Below are 18911 nucleotides of genomic sequence, written 5' to 3' on the forward strand. Positions count from 1 at the left end.
AAAAATCCCCAAGCAAAAGGCTTGGGAGTGGGCAAACACAAGAAAAGGATACTGGCACATATCTAACAGCTTCATTCTACACACAACTATTCCAAATAAACTTCTTGAACGAGTTGGGTTGCTTAACCTAACCCGACTATATTCCTCAATATATTCTAAACACACTTAACTTATTGAACCGCCGTATACGGACCCGTACGTACGGTGGTGTGAGAGGTCGGGGGTTAATCACCCCCTCCTACTCGATTATCCTCTCTCCTAATGCGGAGTTGCAATGGCTTCACTCACTGCGCGTCTATCCGAGAAAACCACTCGGATCGACTTAAAACATTGCAGTGGCTTCGCTCATTGCTTAGAGCTTGTTCAAAAAGGGAAGACCGCCCTTTTTGAACAAGCTCTATAAGTTTGATTATTAAGATGATTTCATTTATTGTATAAATAGTTTGTTTTTTAAACAAACTATTTATTTCGCAGTTCATAAAATACATATTAATTTAGATTGTGTTGTATATTAAGAACTAACCTCTATCACAAAAGTAAAACGGTTTCTAAAGGAGAGTCTCAATGAATAAAAGTTATGTACCAAACATTGACTCGCGAGTTAAAGACATTTTAACGGTGGATGGGAAACAGTTTAGAGATTTAAATGGCAATGGCGTGTTAGATCCATACGAAAATTGGGAGCTTCCGATTGAAGAACGTGTGAAAGATTTAGTATCTCGAATGACGGTTGAGGAAAAAGCCGGATTGATGACCATTTCTTCTCAATATATGCCTGGATCTAAAAAAATCCCTAGTAACGTAGAAACAACGGAAACGGATGAGAGCGGCTTACTAAATGAAACAGGAGTTGTTCTAAAAACGCATCCCTTTTCAAAACCTGGAGATGACAATTACGAACTACCTAAACCCGTGCTTTTTAATGCAGGAGCAACAAAAGGAATCTTGGAATTAAACCTCCGTTACTTCATTGTTCGTGATAATCCAAAAGCATCTGACTTGGCAACCTGGACCAATAAAATTCAAGAAGTAGCAGAAGGATCTAGATTAGGAATTCCAGCAGTAATGGTTTCGAATCCGAGAAATCATATTGGATCTTTATATCATGGATTAATGGAAGCCTCAGGTGAATTCTCGCTTTGGCCAGGTGAACTAGGACTTGCTGCAACAGCTGATTCTGAATTAGTGAAAGGTTTCGCTGAAATTGCATCACGCGAATGGAGAGCAGCTGGTATTCACAAAATTTATGGATACATGGCAGATATTGCAACAGATCCACTATGGATGCGCTTTAACGGTACATTTGGAGAAGATCCAGAGCTATCATCCGAACTGATCACTGCTGTTATTAAAGGCTTTCAAGGAGAAAATTTAGGAGCCAATAGCGTATCTTTAACTACGAAGCATTTCCCTGGTGGAGGAGCAAGGCATAAAGGACATGATCCACATTATCCTTGGGGGAGTTTCAATCCGTACCCAACTCCAGGTAGTTTGTATAAATATCACATCCCACCATTTAAAGCGGCAATAGAAGCGGGAACGACTTCAATGATGCCTTATTATTCCTATCCAAGTAATGAACATAGTGTTCCCCAGCTAAAAGATGGAGAACTATTTGAAGAGGTTGGTTTTGCCTATAACAAAGCAATTCTAGTCGATATATTACGAAAAGAGCTTGGTTTTAAGGGCTATATCAACTCGGATACTGGGATTATAAATATGATGCCCTGGGGCGTAGAAGAGTTATCCGCTGAAGAAAGATATGCTAAAGCATTGGAAGTAGGCGTGAATATGTTCTCTGATGAAGCAGATCCATCGACTTTGATCAAAACGGTCAAAGAAGGCTTCGTTAGTGAAGAAAAACTCGATCAATCTGTAACTTATTTACTTACCGAAATGATGGAATTAGGGTTGTTTGAAAACCCATATACTGATCCAGAACAGGCTCAACTTATTGCGAAAGACCCAACTTCTCAAGAAAAAGCAAATGAGGCACATCGCAAATCCGTTGTTCTTATGCAAAATAGTGAACAGCTCTTGCCATTAACTGATGATAAAGTTAAAAATATGAAGCTTTATGTAGAAGTGTTTATGAAAGAAGGAGCAGAAGCGGAAACGAAGAGATTGATAGAATCTTTTACAAACAATGATCCTTCCATTAACGTAACGGACAATATTGAAGAAGCTACACATGCATTGGTGTTTGCCATTCCGAACGTAGTAGCAGATCGTCCGGATACCCCGCTTTCGGTAGAATTAGGACTAGAAACTGGGGTTGATGTAACGAGAATTAAAGCAATTGAAGAAAAATTGCCTACAATTCTTGTCGTTCAAATGACGAACCCTTGGTTGATTGGAGAAATTGAACCAAATGCAGCTGCAGTATTGAGCACCTTTGGAGTGAAATATGACTCGCTAATAGATGTTCTACGAGGTAGATTTAATCCATCCGGAAAACTACCGTTTACGATTCCGGCTAATCAGGAAGTACTGGAAAATAGTCCAGGAGATATTCCAGGGCATGCAAAAGGCTCTTCTTATGTTTATCGGGATAAAAACGGGAATGAGTATGGCTTTGGCTTTGGACTCTCTTATTAATCAAATACGAAATGATGTTAAAGAGAAAAGCATGCAACCCATTCTACGTAACATTCAATCCATCAATTCATTAGGTTTTCTAAATTAGTTGGTGGATTGCTATCATCTTAGGCATGTATACTTTTCTTTGTGGATTTCATCAAAGCCAAATTAATTTGGCGTTATTCAATTGGAGTGAAAAAGATAATTTTTTTTAAAGCTGATTAGGGAGTACGGTTTGGTTAATTGATTATAGTAGCTTTTATGCTACTTTTTTTCTTGAGAAAGAATGTCTATTTTTAATCATATTTTTTCTTTTTTTCGTAATAGGACCAGTTCGTTATTATGAGGTGGGCCAGTTATTTCTGGGCGGAAATCAAATAAAACTCTTAAGCCTATTTTGATTGTGTGTCTTAGCTTTGAAATTTTGCATCAATAAAAACGAAGTCTTACCACTTAACGGAATATGAAGACGGTGTAACAGAGAAAGCAAAAGTCCCTTTAGTAGGGTTTGATCATAATTAATATGCTGCTAACTGGTTCTTATCTTCAATAAGGATAATAATCAATGCTTAAAACAATCAGGAGCTTTAATTTAATAAAAAGGAGAGATTAGTATGTCAATACATAAATTTAAAGCAAATTTATCAAATGGAAAAGAAATTAGCCTAGAGCAATACAAGGGTAACGTTTTATTAATAGTAAACACAGCAAGTAAATGTGGATTAACACCACAATATGAAGAGCTCGAAAACTTAAATGGTAAGTACAAAGACAATGGATTTTCTGTATTAGGCTTTCCCTGCAATCAATTCGGTGGCCAAGAGCCAGGAACAGATGATGAAATTAGTGGATTTTGCGCATTGAATTATAACGTGACATTTCCTCTATTTAAAAAAATAGAGGTGAATGGTGAAAATGCACACCCTTTATATCAATACTTAGTTAAGCAAGCACCAGAAGATGCAAATCTAGATAAAAACAGCCGGCTATACCAGCATTTGCGTTCAAACTCCCCAGAATTATTGGAAGGGTCAGCGGTTAAATGGAATTTTACGAAATTTTTAATTGATCGAGATGGAAATGTTGTAAAACGTTATGCACCAACAACTAACCCTGAAGATATTGCAAAGGACATTGAAATATTATTATCAAAGTAAAAGTATACAATTATAACCTCTAGCAAAATAAATTGCGCGGCTTGCTTTAAAATGTCGACTACCATTTCTAGCTGTTTATTTCTTTTTCTTAACTCAATCAATTCATGTTCTTTAGGGCTTCGATTATCTTTCTCTTTGAACGAACGAGATTGTTGAAATTGAGTAATCCATCTGTCTAAAACAGACGCGGTTAATTCATATTCACGGACAATAAATCACAGGAATGTTTTTTCCTGTTACTCTTTTAGTATTAGAGTTAGTAAAGTAAATAGAGTACGAATAATCATATTTAATGTTTGGATGCTTGTATATTCACTAATAGCAACAAAATAGAAGTAATAACTACAACAGGATCAGCTCCTTTACCCTCACTAATTTAATTTAGGAAATGTGGAAAGAACATATCAATAGTGATATGATTAATATATACAACATTGAGTTTTTTTTACCACTAGGGGGGCCGTATTTGGCTGAGAATAAAGCAATGCTTTTAGACCCTTTGAACCTGAACTATGTAATCGTAGCGTAGGGAAGTGGACATCATATTATGAGCTATAATTTCGGATACATAGTTTTTAAGTGATGACCACTTTCCTTTATGAAGGTGGTCTTTTTATTTGTCTAATTGAAGAATATATTGCAGAAGTGGAGTGTTACGTTTGATAGAAGATTATATAGTATTAAAGCAACAATTAATTGATTTTATTAATCAGCCTACTTCAACTGAAGAGGAATTTAATTATATGGCATTACAGGTATTTCAGTTTCAATATGAACATAATCAGCCTTTTCGTAAGTTTTGTAGAAAGCGCCGTGTTTCACCAAGAAAGATTAAACATTTTCTAGAGATCCCTCCTGTTCCGATTGATGCATTTAAATTATCTACTTTATCAAGTCACTCAATTGCAGAGACTGAAGCTCTCTTTATGACAAGTGGGACAACCAATTCTGAAAAAAGAGGGAAAAATTATCATCGTGATTTGGAAGTATATGACCTTTCGATGAAGACTCATTTTAAGCCTTATATCTTACCTGATCTTGAAAAAATAAAAATGTTTGTTCTTTTCCCTGAGGAAAATCAGATGCCAAATTCTTCTTTAGCTCATTATTTACATATTGCCGAAAAAACGTTCGGTACAGATGACAGTATGTATGTATTCTCTAAAGACGGTTTTCAAGTAGAAAATCTTATTGAAGAGCTTCAACTAGCAGAGAAAAAGGACGAGCCGGTTCTTTTAATTGGAGCTACATTCTCTTTTATTCATTTACTAGACGAGTGTAAAAGTAAAAATCTTCAATTTAGATTACCGGCTAAAAGTAGAATTATGGATACGGGTGGAGCAAAGGGACGATCACGTGAAATCGATCCAATTGAGTTTAAAAAAGAGATGAGCGATTTATTTACGATACCTATAGAAATGTCTGTCAATATGTATGGGATGACGGAACTTAGTTCGCAGTTTTATGATCGTAATCTATCTGAGGATGGAAAAGGGAATTCAACGAAAAAACAAGCGCCTCACTGGGTAAAAACGATCATTCTTGATATCGAACGGATGGAAGAGAAGACTCTAGGAGAAAAGGGGATTATCGTTCATTATGATCTAGCCAATCTTAATTCGGTAATGGGAATTCTCACAGAAGATATCGGAATTAAAGAAGAAGATGGCTTTTATTTGTTAGGAAGGGCTGAAGGAGCAGAGGCTAAAGGGTGTTCTCTAGCTGTTGAGCAATTTATGGCTTCCGCCCAGACAAGTCCAAGGGAGAATTGATAAGATGATAAAGAGTTTCTCATGTTTTCATGTGCCAGAAAAATGCGCAGAACTTTTTAGCGATGTACGATTTCACACCTTAGTATTTGAAAATCATGGGCAGAGGGCAGAGTTAAAAGTACCAGAGCTTAGTCCGCTTATTATTGAAAATGTTATTGATACGCTTAAAGTTCAACAGCAAGACTATTTAAGAAGGCTTCGTACAAATGATATGATTGATCTTTTAAATGAAGCAGTCGAGAAGTGGTTAGATCCTCGTTATGAATTACGTCAACTTGCCGAAGAGATGCTACCGATTATTACGGGGTATGATCATGAGATGGTCCGGTTATTCATCAGTCGATATTTAAGGCAATTTCGGAAAGAAAAGCTTCAGCGCATGGTCGATGAAGATTTTCCTAATCCGCTTATTTTAGATGAATTTCGTCCGAGGAAATCAGGGGGATTGTATAGGGCATATGGACCTGGACTTGTTACTCATATTTTTTCGGGTAATGTTCCAGCTTTACCACTGTGGAGTCTTACGGCAGGCTTATTACTTAAATCGGCTACGTTAGGGAAAGTGTCATCATCGGAACCATTATTTCCAGTATTGTTTGCAAAAACATTAAAGGAAATCGATTCAGAGCTAGGAGATGCGTTAGCTATTTTATGGTGGAAGGGTGGTAGTGAGTCATTAGAGACAGTAAGTTTTTCTAAATCTAATGATGTGATCGCCTATGGTGGGAAAGAAACGATTGAAGCCGTCAAACAAAAAGTACCGGCTCATGTTCGTTTTCATTCTCATGGGCACAAAGTAAGTTTTGGTTTGATTACCAAAGAGTGTTTGGAAACGACAAAAGGCTGGAAAACGGCTCAATTGGCCGCATATGATAGTTCTTGGTTTGATCAGCAAGGCTGTCTATCTCCACATGTGTTTTTTGTTGAACGAGCTGGTAAATATTCTCCACTTGATTTTGCACAAATGCTCGCAAATGAGATGGGGAATTTTCAGCATACACATCCACGAGCTTCTTTAACAGAAGAAGAGCATCATGCCATCGTCAAACAACGTTCAGCAATTGAGTTTGAAAGTTTTAACAATGATCAATTAGATTTGCTTAAAAGTGAAGGAGATACAGCTTGGACGGTTGTGTACCGGGAATCAAATAAGGGAGGAGATACGGAATTCTTTCCTTTCTCTCCGCTTAATCGCTTTGTAACAGTTATCCCAGTAGACGAAATGACCGAGATTAAACCGTACATAAAAGGTTTAGAAAGTTATATTCAAACGGTTGGAGTAGGCTGCTCTCCTCAGAAGTTTTCTTCCATTATCGTGATGTTAGGAGAATGGGGTGTGAATCGAATTAGTGCACTAGGATCAATGCCGCATCCTGAGCCTGGTTGGCATCATGATGGCCGGTTTCATTTAGCTGATTTAGTACGCTTTTGTGATGTAGAATCTTCACTAGAGGAACAGAAGGAATTTTTCGATCCTTACAAAGAATAAGAGGCGAGACAAGCATGACAACTATAATTGAATGTCAGGATGTTTCCCTGCAGTTTAAAGGGGATAAACAACCTGTTATTACAAATCTTGATTTACAGGTTCAGGCTGGTGAGTTTGTAAGTATTGTCGGTAAAAGCGGAAGTGGGAAAACGACGTTATTACAAATGATCGCTGGACTGCTGTCTCCTACAAAAGGAGAAATCAAAATTGCTGGACAAGTAATTGACAAGCCTATTGATCAAATAACGTATGTGTTCCAAAAACCGATTCTACTAGAGTGGCGTAATGTATTAGAAAATGTTCTAGTGCCAATTGAATTAAAAAGAAAATTGAATTTGCCAGATATAGAAAAGGCCAAAGAAGTGATCTCCTTAGTTGGATTGTCTGGTCACGAAGGCAAATACCCTCACGAACTATCAGGAGGGATGATGTCAAGAGTTACTTTAGCTAGAGCTTTGATAACAGAACCAAGAATATTATTAATGGACGAGCCCTTTTCTGCTTTAGATGCTATGACAAAGGAACAGCTTCAACTCGAACTGATGGAGCTTTCGGTACGCTTTTCCTCAACAATTCTTTTTATAACCCATGATATTACAGAAGCAGTTTACTTGTCTGATCGGGTTATATTGTTAGGCGAACAACCTGCACAAGTAGTAAATGTTTCTCATGTTCCTATGTCTAGACCGAGACCAAAGGAGCTTAAATTTGAGCCTTCTTTTACAAAAATTGTGAAAGAGATTTATGAGGCAATTGAACGAATAGGGGATTCTTCACGATGAAAAAGACGAGGATTTATTCATTGCTATTGTTTGTCTTCGTGATAGTTGTTTGGGAATCAATTGTAAGGATAAAAGAGGTTTCGAAATTGATATTACCAGCACCTTCTGATATTGGGGTTAATCTATACCAACATTTTCAGAGTGGTTACTTTTATCCGCATATTTTAGCAACATCTTTGGAAGTAATTGCGGGCTTCTTTGTAGGGACCATAGTTGGTATTGGACTTGGGTTTATCGTTTCGCAGTCTAAAACTACCCAAGAAATTTTACATCCTTATATTATTGCATCTCAAGCCATGCCGAAATTGGCCTTAGCGCCGCTTTTAGTCCTCTGGTTTGGTTTTGGGTATACACCAAAAATTGTGATTGTAGCACTCGTCTGTTTTTTTCCGTTATTTGAAAGTACCGTTGCTGGCCTATCCTATGTTAGTCGTGAAAAACTAGCTTTATTTCGCTCTTTACGAGCAAGCTCTTATCAAACGTTAATCAAACTACGCCTTCCAACTGCGATGCCGTATATTTTTTCTGGCTTACGCGTTGCTGTTATTTTAAGTGTTGTAGGAGCAGTTATTAGTGAGTTTATCGGTGCGAATAGAGGGTTGGGTGCACTTATCATCGCTTCGCAAGGAATGCTCGATACAACATTAATGTTTTCTGTTTTTATTTTGCTTACTATTAAAGGGATATTATTGTATCAATTCATTTATTGGATTGAGGCGATCTTTTTTAAAAAATATATGTACACTAGGGGAGAAAGTAAATGAAACAATTTGTAAAGAAAATAAGTTCAACGTTGCTCATAACTGTATTAACATTAGGCTTAGCTGCATGTGGTGGAGAAGACAAAGAAGTAGAAGAAGAAGGAAAAGGAAATGAAGAAGTTACAGAACAACAGGTTGATCAAATAAAAATGGCGTCTTGGAGTCAGCCGATCACGGAACAAAGCAATCTTTATTTAGCAGGGGAAAAAGGTTGGTTTGAAGAAGCAGACATTGACTTTGAATACATCCCTGGTGCAGGTGGTGGAGATGCTGTTCGAAATATTATTGCTGGAAATGCTGATATTGCTTTTGCTAATGTCGAAGCCGTTCTTCTTGCAGTTGAGCAAGGTGAAGAACTGAGAATCATTTATAATATTTACCCTGAAAATGTATTTAATCTCATTTCTCTTAAGGAGAGCAACATTGAAAGTGTAGAAGATCTACGTGGGAAAGATATTGGTGTTTATAGTTTAAGTAGTGGAACGTATCAGAATCTTCTTGTTCTCCTTTACGAAGCTGGAATAACCAAAGAAGATGTAAATATTATTGAGACAGGAGTATTGAACTTTGGTCCATTAATGAATAAGCAGGTTGTAGCCACGGCCGCAACGGATACAGGTCTTTTTGATGCAGGGCACAAAGGATTAGGCGATGTAAATATTATTGAAGTAAAAGATGTCTTAAATACACCTGCTGATGTTTTTGTTGTTACTGAAAAAACATATCAAGAAAAAAAGGATGTGCTTGTTCGTTTCTTACAAGTTTATCGTGATAGTGTTGCCTATACGATCGAACATCCTGAAGAAGCAGCAGAAGTTGCTGTTTCAGCTGCCATTGATGGGCAAGATAAAGAAAGAAATATGGGTATTATTAATATCCGAAATCAAACTTCAATAAACGAAGAAATGAAAGAAAAAGGCTTAGGGTGGTTAAACAAAGAGATTTTAAAAGAAGTAGAGGAAACTTACTATCATTTAGGTTTACTTAACGAAAGAGTCAATATCGATCAAATAACGACGAATGAATTGGTAGAACAATTAAAGTAGGTGATAGCGATGGATACACAATTACAGCAAAAGGTCGTACTAATTACGGGATCGAGTCGAGGAATAGGGGCTGCCATTGCAAAAAGCTTTGCTGAACAAGGTGCAACAGTTGTGATTAATTATGTGAAAAGTAAGGAGCGAGCCGAGCAACTTGCTGAGGATCTAATGGATCAATATGACATTGAGGCGTATGCGGTACAAGGTGATGTGACGATCGAGTCGGATATGAAAGCAATGATCGCTGATGTAGTCTCGGAATTTGATACAATTGATATCGTTGTAAATAATGCTCTGCATGCTTATACTTTTGATCCGGACAAGCGCAAATTTGCGTGGGAACTTGAATGGGAAGATTATCAACGTCAAATTGATGGCGCCTTGAAAGGAACATATAATGTTTGCAAGTATGTGATTCCGATTATGAAAAAAGCAAGTTCAGGTCGGATTGTGAATATGGTCAGTAACCTCGTTTACCGACCCGTTGTTCCGTATCATGATTATAATACAGCAAAAGGAGCCGTTCTTTCCTTCTCACAAAACTTAGCTGTCGATTTAGGTATGTTTGGAATAACAGTTAATTGTGTGGCACCAGGCCTTGTGTACCCAACAGATGCTAGTCGAACAACAAAGGAAGAAGTAAAGGAACTGATCAAAAGCCAAACTCCCCTTCGTCGAATCGCTAAACCAGAGGATGTCGTAGGTAGTGTCTTATTTTTTGCAAGTAGCTGGTCGGCTTTTGTGACTGGTCAATGTATGGTTGTTGATGGTGGGTTTGTAATGAAATAACTAAAAAGGCGATTTTTTTATAGCTAAAGAGATTGAGGAGGAAACAGTTAAGTGAGGTTAAGACACCCGCTACAAGTTTCCTCCTTTTCCGTCACGCTAACAACAATAGCAACGAAGATGTGAAAAATATATGAATACAAACTCCTCAGTCAGCTATATAGGAGAGTTGTTAATTGATTTTTTTTTACCGATGTAGGTATTGAATTAGTCGGAGGCCAAAATGTTTAAAAATTGGCAGGCGGAGCGCCTGCCAATGTATGCGCAACGATTGTAAAGCAGGTGGAACCGATGGATTCAGTGGGAAGGTTGGAAATGCATAGTGACTGATGATATAAATTAAAATTTCAATCGGGATGACAAAGGAGTAGCTACTTCCTTTGTCACCCTATTTCCAAGCTAATGTTGAACCTACCTTAATCAAATTGACTAAGAATATAATCTGCTACTCTAATCGAGAGAGCAACAGTTGTAAGAGTCCCAATAGAAGGTAAAATACTATTGTCTGCTACGTAAAGGCCGGATACACCATGAACTTGACCATACCGGTTTGTTAAATGCAACGCTAGTGTGGAAATTAGAAGAACTCTTACCATAGGGTATGGATGATCTGTTCATTTGCCTTAGTGTAAAGAGTTTTTTTTGTTTTTATATCAATAATTGTAATGCGGGAATTTGTTTTCATGCTAAATAAAGGAAAAATATGTATTGCTCTATTAAATATCAACTATAAATTGCATGTTTTTTCTAATTCAGGATAATGCTATATGTGAAACGTACAATTGATCATAGCACCCTTTGTCGAAGGAGCAACTTCAATGACAAAACATAAAAAGACTAACTTTAGAAAAATAAAAAGAAGAACAACGGAACTTTCTACTGAAACTCTTCCCAAACTTGCAGCAAAAGTGTCAGAAACGATTTTTAATGATATTTCAGAAAATAAAAATCAGATTGAAGAAATCTTTTTGAATTGTGATGATATTGAGGTCCATGACTATCGATTTGGACCAGATTTATCGAGTTCCGCCTTTACGGTTTATTGTAATACGATCATTCAAGATGAAAAACTAAATTATTTAAAGACATTGTTACAAGATTTAGTCACCCATGAAGTTGGACAAGCAAAAGAGATAACAGTCGAGCAACTAAAGAATTTCATTTTTCAAAAAGGGGTATCTGACCAAACGGTTGAAACTCTTGAAAATTTTGATCAGGTCTCGCAAAAAATATTAGAGGGCTCTGTTGTTATTTTTTTCGATAAATGGAATAAGGCTCTGGGCTTCAACGCCATTTCTGTTGAAAGTAGACCGGTAACAGAACCAATAAGTGAGGGAGTTGTACAAGGGCCTCATGAAGGGACTGTTGAAAACCTCAAAAAAAACATTGGATTGCTTCGTTCAAGATTACTATCACGGAAATTTAAAATCATTACATATCGAGTCGGTAATGAAACGAATACAGAAATTGCTTATGGGTACCTTGAAGGATCAGTAGACCCAGAGGTGCTAAAAGAATTTGAAACCAGAATTTCGAAACTGAAAGATAAGGAAATTTTAGAAACATCTTATATAGAAGAACTTATTGAGGATTCAACGTACTCACCATTCCCTCAATTTCGTTATACAGAGCGTCCGGATGTTGCAGTAGCTTCTTTATTAGATGGGAAAATTATTGTTTTAGTCCATGGGACAAGCTCTATCTTAATATGTCCTGCTTTATATTTAGAGTTATTCCAGTCTGTTGAAGATTATTATCAAAGATCGGTTATTTCTACCATGATTCGTCTGATGAGATTTGTGGCTGTTATCATTGCACTTACATTACCAAGTATTTATATTGCTTTGTCTACGTTTCACCCTGAAATGATTCCTACCGTATTGTTATTAGCTGTTATTAATACGAGAGAAGGAATTCCTTTTCCAGCTTTACTTGAAGCCTTTATTATGGTTTTCTTTTTTGAACTCATGCGCGAAGCTGGGGTTCGTATGCCAAAACCAATTGGACAAGCTGTAAGTATTGTCGGAGCACTTATCATTGGCGAAGCGGCCATTCAGGCGGGGATTGCATCACCTATTATGGTTGTCGTTGTTGCCTTAACGGGAATTTCATCTTTTACCATTCCCCAGTATAACCTTGGCATTGCCTATCGAATTTTACAGTATCCCTTAATGATTCTAGCAGCAACTTTAGGAGGGTTTGGTGTCATGATTGGGCTATTGTTAATTCTTCTGCACTTAACTTCGTTACGGTCTTTAGGGGTACCTTACTTAGCACCTTTTGCGCCACTAAGGCCGCTAAGGTTACAGGACGCATTCATTCGTGCTCCATTAAAAAAGCTTTTAAAGTCTCCACGTAATCACCATATGCACCGCCTTCCTAAAAAATCAAATATATAATAACAAGGAGGAGGTTTGATTGAAAACATTTGCTATTTTGATTGTGACAGTGGTGCTATTGTTTTTAACAGGCTGCTGGGATCAAAGTGAATTAATGGAACGAGGCTTTGTTTTAGGCACGGCTATTGATCAGCAAGAAGATCAACTGGAATTAACGGTTCAGTTTTATCGCCCAAGTCCTATGGAAGGGGGCGGTGGGGCGAGCGAAGAGCCGGCTAATTTTCATATATTTAGCCAAACGTTTTCTGAGGGAGCGCGCAATCTCGTTAATCATGTCGGTCGGAGAGCAAATTGGAGCCATATGCAGGTGATTGTGATTGGAGAAGAGACTGCAAGAACGCGAAATCTCAGTGAAATACTTGATTTTTTCTATCGGGAACAAGAACCTCGTGTAACAACGCATATATTAATTGGGCAAGGAAAAGGCAGTAATTATTTAGATATTAAACCAATATTTGAAGACTCCTCAGGTAGGCAACTTCGTGAAATTCAAAGATTCTCTCAGGAGGTGACAGGGCATACCCAAGAAACAACTATGCACGATTTAAGTGTGCAAATGAAAAGTGAGCTAGGGACTGCTATTATACCGTATATAACAAAAAGCGGGAACGAAAAAATTGAAACAGCTCCTATTATAGGAGTTGCGATTATTAAAGATGACAAAATGATCAAGGATCTTTCTGGAACCGAGACACAGAGTCTTCTTGTTTTGCGTGAAGAGTATAACAGGGCAAATTGGAAGTTACCATGTAAAAATGGGAACAAGGAAAACATATTCGATAATATTGAGGTTTTCTTATTCGGCTCTAAACTATCCCCTAAAATCGAGGGTAATAAAGTTACGGTTGATGTGTCACTTCAATTTGAGGTTACCATACGGGAAATGTTGTGTAACTTAGAACTTGAGACTACTGAGGATGTTGAAGGTTTCGCTGGATATATTGAAGAGCAAATAGAAAAAAATTTAATGAATACTCTAGAAATTTTACAAGAGAGCAAAGTGGATGCCATTAATTTAGGGAATCGAGTGTACCATGATAATCCAAAGCAATGGAAAGAAGTAAAAGATCAGTGGGATGAACTGTTTGCTGAAAGTCAGTTTGTCTTTGATATTTCTGTTGAGATTGTAGGATCGGAAGTAATTCATTATAAGCCTTTCTTAAAATAATGAGAATTAGCATCTGTGAGGGGGATTTAAGGTGATTGAAAGAATCATTACTATGTTGATCTTGTACACGATTCTACTCTCATATGATCTTTCGAGATTAAAAAAAAGCGAAAAGAGGGTCAGTTATATCTATACATTCATGATTGCAGTATCCCTTTTTTTAAGTTTAGATTTTATTTTGGATTTGAATTGGCCAAATCTGAAAGATCTTATTCATGCTGTGTTTTTAGAACCAGCTAAACAGATTACTGAATATTTGACTATTGAGTAAAGGAGGGTAACGATGAAGGGTCAAGAGACTGTCAGCGATATACAAATGTCTTTTATTTTTTTAAGTTTTTTAGTAGGATCAGCTATTGTTAACATCCCATCGCCATTACTTAATAGTGCTGGTAATGCAGCATGGCTGTCTTTATTGATCGCTTTTGGAATCAGTATTCTCCTTTTAACAGGTATTCTTTTTTTGAATCGTCAATATAAAGGGCTAACATTTATTGATTACGTGCGAAAAACGTTTGGAAAAGGAGTTATGTTCCTCTTTGCAATCCCTTTTGTTATAATGCTTTTTTTGATGCTTACTAATATTGTATTTGATGTTGGTCTTTTTTTACAAAATACGATAATGAGAACGACACCAATGTATATTTTTCATTTATTAATAATGCTTGTTGCGTCCCTTACAGTTTATGAAGGAATCGAAGTTATGGGAAGAATGTTTACAATGCTTATTCTTTTTGTAGTAAGCGTATTTTTTATTTTTTTATTGTTAATCATTCCACAGCTTCACCCAGAATATCTTTTGCCATTATTTCCTGATGGTTTGAAACCAGTTTTTCATGGGGGATATTTAGCTTGGGGATTTCCTTATGCAGAGGTGATCCTTTTCGCTGTACTTCTTCCATTTGCTCGTAGAAAAGAAGAGGGTACTTTAGAGAAAGGGATGTTTATTGCCATTTTATTCAACGGTTTTCTTTTACTGATGGCCATTTTAGTGTCAATAATGATTTTAGGTCCAGCTGGTGTTGATATTAAGTATTCATTGTTTTATATAGCAACTTTAATTGATATACAAGATGTCTTGACTAGAATTGAAGCAGTAATTGCGATGAGTTGGATTATCGGTTCGTATATGAAAGCGACGGTTGTTTTGTTTGTTGTTAATTTCATCATTTCCCAGATACTGAACCTAAAAGATGATAGGATCTTACTGTTTCCTATTTCACTTCTATCTTTTCTTCTTTCCGTAACAATTTATAACCATGAACTCGAGTTTGTCGAAAGTGTTTCAAACGTATGGCCTTTACTTATAACGGTCGTAGGAGTATTACCTATTCTACTTATTATTATTTTCACCTTTTTGAAAACGAAATTCAGAAAACAAACTCAATTGTAGGTATAGGAGTTCGTTAAGAGTGAAATAAGCAATTTTAAACGTTTATCATTTGAAAATCTTAGTTTTTGCCGGCACTTTTCAATGAGAGACATGGCCAATGTCCACAACTTAATAAGGATATACTCTGAAGCTTTAACTGATACTAGATGCAGGTATAACGTTAGAGAACACAAGGGTCTAACCCTTCTGAAAAAACCCTTTATTTAAATAGTTTAGACCAAATCCTGTTCATTTTTATATTGCGTTTTCTATAAAGATATAATTAAAACAAAACTTGTCATAAATGGTAATTGTGATAAGTTTTGTTTTAACTCTATGATCTTTATAGTCCATTCTATCTAAATTGATTGGATTACTTTTCAAGAGGTAGGTTGTTATCTAGTCTCTTTTTCTACAATATAATCAGCAGTGCGCATGGCTATGGCTATCGTTGTTAAGGTTGGATTCGCTCCTCCCATGAACGGAAGGATGCTGTTATCAGCGACAAAAAGGCCAGACATGCCGTGTACTTGACCAAATTCATTTGTGACTGATGTAGATGGATCAATCCCCATCCGGCATGTACCAGCTTCATGAAAGTCGAGCCCAGGTGGAAACAGACATGGACTAGTTATATTATCTAAGTTCATACTTTCAATCGCTTTATGCATTTCATCCACCATTTGTTCAATAACAGCCAAGTCTTGCGCGCCGTAAGAAAAATGAACATTTAATTTTGGAACTCCATACGTATCCACGTTAGTTTGATCTAGGACGACACGGTTATCACGGTTGGGTTCAACAATCCCGAACCCGAAAAGACTAATTTCTAGCTCTGTCATTAATGGTTTCGTTTCATAGGCATAAAATTCATAAGGAAACGGACCATGTACTTGTATTTGGTATGGCCGTTCCTTAGAGCTTGGGAGCAGAATATTCGCAATCCCTAGGACTTCTTCAAAATCCTCGCGTGCGACAAAACCTCTGGTCGAAACAAAAGAATGATTAATTAAATACCTTCCAATCGCCTTACCTGGGATTCCGGAATGAAGGAGAAGACGAGGGGTTTCAAACGTACTTCCGGAGACCACAACGTTTTTCCCATGAATTGTATAAGATTTCAGGTCTGGGCTCATCACTTGCACGCCTCTTGCTTTTCCATTTTCATGTAAGATCTTCACCACATTGGCTCTAACAGCTAAATCAAACGGATTCCAATTAAATGCCCAAGCGATAAATTCAATCGAACTAAATAAAACATTGGACCGTATTTGACCATATTCACTTTCGTGTAAATCAAGTGTTCGAGGAATCGTTGTTGCATCATGGTACCCGTTTTTACGTAGTCTTTCTAAGAGAGTGTAGTGCAGATCAGAGTCTCTAATGAACGCTGTCGTCACCTTCATTACTTGTTCAGCTATTTGATAATATTGGACAAGATCATCTAGTTTAAGCGGCCATTCTCTAAAGTCAGCGGGGTGAAAGCGTGGGACCGCCCCTCCCCATTGGAGTGTACGACCTCCAAGACCGAAAAATTGCTTGGCCCCTGGAAATTCAGGCCACTCCTCTGCTCTTGGAATATGGAATGCAGGATTTTGTAGAAATTTCCCCGCTGTTTTGGCAGTCGGTAAATTAGCCACATGAGTCGGTAACAGTAAGTCCCCCCGTTCTAATACAGCAATTCGTTTCCCTTCGTTCTGCCACTGTTCACACAGCCTCCAGAGAGCTGCTCCACCTCCTGCACCACTTCCAATGATGATCACATCATAGTGTATTTTTTCCATATCTTCTAATGAAGTAAGAGGAAACCAATGGTCTAAAAATTCTATATCCGGACTAGGAGGACAATCTTCATAAGTTGGAACAATGGTCTCATTCGTTATTTGGCGGTTTCTATTTACAGTTACAAGTTTAGGCAAAGAGGGGACTTTTACTTTCTGACCAGAAATATCTTCATCGGGGTGAGACAGGTGTGGATTATGGTCTATAAGTTTCTTCAAATCAACCTTGTGATTATGGGCTACCTTTCGCAACGTTGTTCCTTTTTTAGCGATGAAAATCTTCAGTGTTATCACCTCATTAGTTGGTCTTTTTATGTAAGTATATGGTGACTCAGCATGGATTTGATTCCTATTTTTATTCATAGCGAAGTTTTTTCAGTGAAAATGAGTGTTTTTTCTAAATTTTATAAACATCCATAATTTTTTTGACGGAGAGATCATATAATGGGCTATGGATTAAGGGTGAGAAAGGGTCTACTGCTTATATATGGGGAGGACGCTATGTTTAGAATAACAATTGGATCAAAAACGTTCGAAATGAAAGAGACCAATGTGACGGTATGGAATGAATATATCCACGAACAAACCGAGCCGGATGTTGCAAAAATATACCCTAAAGGGATCCATACTGCTATCGCTAAAGGATTACAGCCATATAATTTCAATATCAGAACGGCAACATTTCAACAAGCAGAGCATGGTTTGACAAATGAGGTCCTTCATCAAACAGATGTACTAATCTGGTGGGGACATCTAGCTCACGAAGAAGTGACTGATGAGATTGTCGAAAGAATCTATCAAAGGGTACTGAGTGGAATGGGTTTGATCGTGTTACACTCAGGACACTTTTCAAAAATTTTCAAAAAGCTAATGGGCACTAGCTGCGACCTGAAATGGAGAGAAGCCGATGAAAGGGAAAGGTTATGGGTTGTTGATCCCGCTCATCCTATTGTAGAAGGTATTGGACAGTACATTGAACTTGAAGAAGAAGAAATGTATGGAGAATTTTTTGATGTTCCTGCTCCTGATCAGCTTATATTTATTAGCTGGTTCAAAGGTGGAGAAGTGTTTCGCAGCGGCTGCGCTTATCATCGCAGGCAAGGAAAGATCTTTTACTTTCAGCCCGGACATGAGACGTACCCTACTTATTACAATAAAGAGATTTTAAGAGTGATTGCGAATGCTGTGAAATGGGCTACATCTCCACATGGAGCAACACCAACTTTTGGACATGCGAGGCCTCTTGAAGATATAAACTGAAATGTCATATAACAAAGGGTTAGCTGATTTCTTTGTCACCCTATTTTCCAATTTGAGCTGCACGCATTTTTAATGTTGAACCTACCTTTAATTGACTAAGAATATAATTGGCAACGCGATAAAGATGATTTACCAACTATACTGAACGTTTGATGATTTGAATGAATAGATAATAATATACGAGAATCGAAATCATTCATATTCTACACCTCACGATAACGCTGCCCTCTTTCAAAAACTATTTAAAAAAGCAGGAACAAGAATTCAAATTAAAATTAATTCTTGCTATATATAGTAAAGCATAGTTTAATAGACAGTATATTAAAAGTGCCTGAGGTTGTTAACTTTGGGATAATAGGGAAATCAGTTAGAGTCTGATGCAGCCCCCGCTACTGTAAGTGTTGATGAAAATGTCAAGCCACTAGAAGCATATTCTAGGAAGGGACATGAGTAAATGTTAGACACAAGCCAGGAAACCTGCTTTTAATACTGTGAATCCAATCTTCGGAGGGAGGGTTTGGGGTGAACATTTCTAGTGATCTAGTAAAATAGAGCTCTAGT

Annotated in this window: 14 protein-coding genes, 2 pseudogenes and 2 riboswitches; of the genes and pseudogenes, 13 read left to right on the forward strand and 3 right to left on the reverse strand. The window is 37.3% G+C overall.

Features of this window, described 5'->3' with window-relative positions:
- Positions 1–564 precede the first annotated feature (564 nt).
- Together LDX58_RS03620 and LDX58_RS03625 are read left to right on the forward strand one after the other, a co-directional pair.
- Positions 565–2598 (forward strand): glycoside hydrolase family 3 protein, encoded by a 2034-nt coding sequence (locus LDX58_RS03620; protein ID WP_227935499.1) that lies wholly within the window; start codon positions 565–567, stop codon positions 2596–2598.
- A gap of 596 nt (positions 2599–3194) precedes the next feature.
- Entirely contained in the window at positions 3195–3737 is a 543-nt protein-coding gene (locus tag LDX58_RS03625; RefSeq protein WP_227935500.1) for a glutathione peroxidase, read from the forward strand.
- Positions 3738–3781: 44 nt separating this feature from the next.
- Here LDX58_RS03625 and LDX58_RS03630 read toward each other — a convergent pair.
- A pseudogene (locus LDX58_RS03630) lies at positions 3782–3949 on the reverse strand (transposase); the annotation flags it as partial.
- A 231-nt stretch (positions 3950–4180) separates the two neighbouring features.
- A riboswitch (TPP riboswitch) is annotated at positions 4181–4286 on the forward strand.
- A 110-nt stretch (positions 4287–4396) separates the two neighbouring features.
- Here LDX58_RS03630 and LDX58_RS03635 point away from each other — a divergent pair.
- From LDX58_RS03635 to LDX58_RS03660, 6 genes are read left to right on the forward strand one after another with little or no spacing between them, the layout of a single operon-like run.
- On the forward strand, positions 4397–5509 hold the full coding sequence (locus tag LDX58_RS03635) for a LuxE/PaaK family acyltransferase (RefSeq protein WP_265416560.1): 1113 nt from the start codon (positions 4397–4399) through the stop codon (positions 5507–5509).
- Positions 5510–5513: 4 nt separating this feature from the next.
- A complete protein-coding gene (locus LDX58_RS03640; RefSeq protein ID WP_227935502.1) occupies positions 5514–6998 on the forward strand; it encodes an acyl-CoA reductase in 1485 nt (494 codons plus the stop codon).
- A 14-nt stretch (positions 6999–7012) separates the two neighbouring features.
- Complete coding sequence (locus tag LDX58_RS03645; RefSeq protein ID WP_227935503.1) at positions 7013–7780, forward strand: ABC transporter ATP-binding protein; 768 nt, start codon at positions 7013–7015, stop codon at positions 7778–7780.
- The gene (locus LDX58_RS03650; protein WP_227935504.1) at positions 7777–8544 is read left to right on the forward strand and encodes an ABC transporter permease; all 768 of its coding nucleotides are present in this window, start codon (positions 7777–7779) and stop codon (positions 8542–8544) included. The genes LDX58_RS03645 and LDX58_RS03650 overlap by 4 nt, the downstream gene beginning before the upstream one ends.
- Positions 8541–9587 (forward strand): ABC transporter substrate-binding protein, encoded by a 1047-nt coding sequence (locus LDX58_RS03655; protein WP_227935505.1) that lies wholly within the window; start codon positions 8541–8543, stop codon positions 9585–9587. The genes LDX58_RS03650 and LDX58_RS03655 overlap by 4 nt, the downstream gene beginning before the upstream one ends.
- 9 nt (positions 9588–9596) lie before the next feature.
- Entirely contained in the window at positions 9597–10373 is a 777-nt protein-coding gene (locus LDX58_RS03660; protein WP_227935506.1) for a 3-oxoacyl-ACP reductase, read from the forward strand.
- A 413-nt stretch (positions 10374–10786) separates the two neighbouring features.
- Here the strand turns inward: LDX58_RS03660 and LDX58_RS03665 are convergent.
- Positions 10787–10924 (reverse strand): annotated as a pseudogene (locus LDX58_RS03665) (GMC oxidoreductase); the annotation flags it as partial.
- Positions 10925–11188: 264 nt separating this feature from the next.
- Between LDX58_RS03665 and LDX58_RS03670 the strand changes: the two are divergent.
- Genes LDX58_RS03670 through LDX58_RS03685 form a run of 4 tightly spaced genes read left to right on the forward strand, consistent with a single transcriptional unit; the run spans position 11189 to position 15330 of the window.
- Positions 11189–12769, forward strand: a complete 1581-nt coding sequence (locus LDX58_RS03670) for a spore germination protein (RefSeq protein WP_227935508.1) — start codon at positions 11189–11191, stop codon at positions 12767–12769.
- Between the two features lie 19 nt (positions 12770–12788).
- Complete coding sequence (locus tag LDX58_RS03675) at positions 12789–13937, forward strand: Ger(x)C family spore germination protein (protein ID WP_227935509.1); 1149 nt, start codon at positions 12789–12791, stop codon at positions 13935–13937.
- A 31-nt stretch (positions 13938–13968) separates the two neighbouring features.
- Positions 13969–14208, forward strand: a complete 240-nt coding sequence (locus LDX58_RS03680; protein ID WP_227935510.1) for a hypothetical protein — start codon at positions 13969–13971, stop codon at positions 14206–14208.
- A gap of 12 nt (positions 14209–14220) precedes the next feature.
- Positions 14221–15330: a GerAB/ArcD/ProY family transporter gene (locus LDX58_RS03685; protein ID WP_227935511.1), complete on the forward strand. Its 1110-nt coding sequence runs from the start codon at positions 14221–14223 to the stop codon at positions 15328–15330.
- A 374-nt stretch (positions 15331–15704) separates the two neighbouring features.
- Here the strand turns inward: LDX58_RS03685 and LDX58_RS03690 are convergent, their stop codons facing one another.
- Complete coding sequence (locus tag LDX58_RS03690) at positions 15705–17309, reverse strand: GMC oxidoreductase (protein ID WP_227935512.1); 1605 nt, start codon at positions 17307–17309, stop codon at positions 15705–15707.
- A 282-nt stretch (positions 17310–17591) separates the two neighbouring features.
- Here LDX58_RS03690 and LDX58_RS03695 point away from each other — a divergent pair, with 282 nt between their 5' ends.
- Positions 17592–18350 carry a ThuA domain-containing protein gene (locus LDX58_RS03695; protein WP_227935513.1) on the forward strand — a complete coding sequence of 253 codons (759 nt, stop codon included), beginning with the start codon at positions 17592–17594 and terminating at the stop codon, positions 18348–18350.
- A 308-nt stretch (positions 18351–18658) separates the two neighbouring features.
- A riboswitch (cobalamin riboswitch) is annotated at positions 18659–18849 on the forward strand.
- Positions 18850–18911 lie beyond the last annotated feature (62 nt).

The sequence above is a fragment of the Alkalihalobacillus deserti genome (assembly GCF_020734105.1).
Taxonomy (GTDB): domain Bacteria; phylum Bacillota; class Bacilli; order Bacillales; family Bacillaceae_D; genus Halalkalibacter; species Halalkalibacter deserti.

Coding starts and splice junctions, on each gene's coding strand:
- LDX58_RS03620 (WP_227935499.1), top strand. CDS start 565: ATGAATAAAAGTTATGTACCAAACATTGACTCGCGAGTTAAAGACATT.
- LDX58_RS03625 (WP_227935500.1), top strand. CDS start 3,195: ATGTCAATACATAAATTTAAAGCAAATTTATCAAATGGAAAAGAAATT.
- LDX58_RS03640 (WP_227935502.1), top strand. CDS start 5,514: ATGATAAAGAGTTTCTCATGTTTTCATGTGCCAGAAAAATGCGCAGAA.
- LDX58_RS03645 (WP_227935503.1), top strand. CDS start 7,013: ATGACAACTATAATTGAATGTCAGGATGTTTCCCTGCAGTTTAAAGGG.
- LDX58_RS03650 (WP_227935504.1), top strand. CDS start 7,777: ATGAAAAAGACGAGGATTTATTCATTGCTATTGTTTGTCTTCGTGATA.
- LDX58_RS03655 (WP_227935505.1), top strand. CDS start 8,541: ATGAAACAATTTGTAAAGAAAATAAGTTCAACGTTGCTCATAACTGTA.
- LDX58_RS03660 (WP_227935506.1), top strand. CDS start 9,597: ATGGATACACAATTACAGCAAAAGGTCGTACTAATTACGGGATCGAGT.
- LDX58_RS03670 (WP_227935508.1), top strand. CDS start 11,189: ATGACAAAACATAAAAAGACTAACTTTAGAAAAATAAAAAGAAGAACA.
- LDX58_RS03685 (WP_227935511.1), top strand. CDS start 14,221: ATGAAGGGTCAAGAGACTGTCAGCGATATACAAATGTCTTTTATTTTT.
- LDX58_RS03695 (WP_227935513.1), top strand. CDS start 17,592: ATGTTTAGAATAACAATTGGATCAAAAACGTTCGAAATGAAAGAGACC.